This is a genomic window from Pseudomonas sp. sp1636 (assembly GCF_030376615.1).
Taxonomy (GTDB): Bacteria; Pseudomonadota; Gammaproteobacteria; order Pseudomonadales; family Pseudomonadaceae; genus Aquipseudomonas.
Map to the genome: position 1 here is coordinate 1 of NZ_JARRAB010000039.1, position 2,432 is coordinate 2,432.

At 54.7% G+C, this 2,432-nt stretch carries 1 protein-coding gene and 1 pseudogene; both read right to left on the reverse strand.

Translation table 11 applies throughout. The annotated features are described in order from the left end of the window. A partial coding sequence (brxL, locus tag P8H27_RS20440; protein ID WP_289639583.1) for a protease Lon-related BREX system protein BrxL occupies window positions 1-1,780 on the reverse strand: 1,780 nt, incomplete at its 3' end. Continuing rightward, window positions 1,764-2,432: pseudogene (locus tag P8H27_RS20445) on the reverse strand (BREX-1 system phosphatase PglZ type A); the annotation flags it as partial. The gene brxL and the pseudogene P8H27_RS20445, both read right to left, overlap by 17 nt.

The following is a 2,432-nucleotide window of genomic DNA, read 5'->3' on the forward strand; positions in this document are numbered from 1 at the left end:
CTGCGAGGGTCAATGCCTTGGGTGCACCAGTGTTATGAAGCTCAACGGCATGTAGGTGGTAATCATGGTCTCCGACCTTTGACGCCGCGCTCACACGATTGATATTGGCTTTGAAGTAGTCGAAAGCAACCTTCAGCGCTTCTTTCGCGGATGAGCTGGTTCCAAGGCCGGACATATTCAGCTTGCCGCTACCGGCAGTGATCTGGGTTTCCAGACGGTAGAGCCCCAGGTGTCCATTGGCTCCAGTCGACACCAGATGCATTGCCCCGGGTTTACCTTGCCCTTCGGGTATCAGCCCGCCCCCGCCCTGCTCCGGCACGCTGATGAACGTCTCTTCCAGAGTGTCGGCGTCGATGTACGAGAAATGCACATCGAAGAACTCCATTCCGCCAATTTTCTTCAGCTGCTCCTTCACCCGGCGCCGGGTCTCCAATGCGTACTCAAGGCAGCGACGTACAGCTTCACGATCATAGTCAGCACTTGGATGTAAAAGCTTGAGCAAGCCAGAGACCGTCCGGCGCACAGCGATGGTGTCACGCTGATTTAGGTTGTTGCCCAGCTTGAAGAAACGGTCGATGGCATCGGCAAAGTTTCGTTTGCGCATCTCACGCATGAACTCGGCCAGGTAATCGGTAATCAGCCCGTAGCGATTGGTGAAAAACTCAGGGCGCATCTTCGGCACCTCCCAGCCTGGAATGTAGGCATGGAAACGGTCGAAAAACGCAGAGTCGATCATCGCGCTTGGAAACGGTGCCAGTAGGTGGCTGGTCTTAACCAAGGTATCCACCGGTTGGTTGATGTTGCCGACAAACATCATGCTCGCAGAAGCTGAGATGGAGTCACGCCCACGGGCGAAGGAGCCCGAGGCCATGTAGTCCTTCATGATCTGGACGCCGTCCTTGTCCTTGAACGAGATACCCGCCACTTCGTCGAAGGCCACCACATCCCACATCCCGACTAAACCTACTTGCCTACGGGACATGTTGTAGAACAGGTTGGCTACGGTGGTCTGGCCACCGGAAACTAGGATGCTGTTTGGGCTGACCTCCTTGTAAATGTGACTCTTGCCCGTACCACGTGGGCCAAGCTCGCAGCAGTTGTAGTTGTTCTCGACGAAGGCAATCATCCGAGTGAGCAGATGCCACTTCGTGCGCTCATTGAAATGAGCTGGCTCCATGCCCGTTGAGCGCAGCAGCACATCAATCCACTCGTTTTCACTGAACGCCTTGCGCGCCTCCAACAACGCGTCCATGTCCATGTTAGGCATCTGGATGGGCTTGAGGTCATGCACAGTGAAAGGTGAGCCTTTACCACCCTCCTCGAAGTGATAATTCATGGTCACGATGCACCAGATGCCACCAGCGAGGAGCTTCTCGAAGTCTTTGATAAAGCGACTGGGAATCTCGGCATCTTTGACGCCCAGGTTCATGAATAGCGCCTGGTAGATATCCCGGCGCTCGTTCAGGCTTACTGAAACCTTGTCGATGATTTTGAAACTGCCGCGCTCGCGGATCTTCGACTTAACCTTTTCGGCCTCGTCGGGGCGAACGTAGTTTTCTGCAAGAATGCGCTTTACGGTTTCCAGACCATCAGCAATGACCTCCTCGTTATCCGAGGCGCAGTACATGCCGAGCAAATACTCAAGCACGTACACCGGTACGTTGATGCCCTCCTTCAAACGCTTGGTCAGATCCTTGCGCACCACCTTGCCTGTAAAAAAACGGTTCAGCAGAGCGTCAAGATCCAAATCAAGATTGCTGCTATCAGAAGTCAAAGTCATTGCTAATCGCCAGGTTGATACGGACATCAATTCGGAACTGCTCAACGTCAGTTTCGGCGTCAAGCAGCTTAAAGAAATAGCGCTCACTGGAAGAGAACGAACGGTTCAATAGCGTCAGAATCACCTTGCGTTGGCGCTGGTCAAGATTCTGCGAGTCGCTATCCAGGGAGACCAGCTCCACCGCAGATACCGCCTCTCCTGCGTCATCATATAGCCCTACACGCAGCACCGCCGGAAGCACACGTTCGGAAACCGCCTCAGTCTGCAATAGGTTGAACACATAGCGGTTGGTGGTAATGGTGAAGTTGTTACCCAGCACTGTGATCTGCGCCTTGCGCACCGCTGTGCCTTTGGCCTTCTGACCGCGTACCTGTTGCACTTTGAGCACCGGCACAGCCACTTCCTGCAACGCAGCCCCACCGTGGATAAAGCGTGCGCCACCCACAAAGTGGAAACGGCTCACACCACGTGGCGCCCAGAACATCATGTCGTCGCTGATGCCTGCGGTATCCCGAATGTAACCCACATGCACCTGCTCGCTACTGCCCAGGTTGCGACCAATCAGGTAGCGTTTCTTCGAGACAACGGCTCCAGCGGGCTTGGTAACCAGCTTGCTCTTGTCTAGAGCCTCAAGCGCCGAGTCCTGAAACAG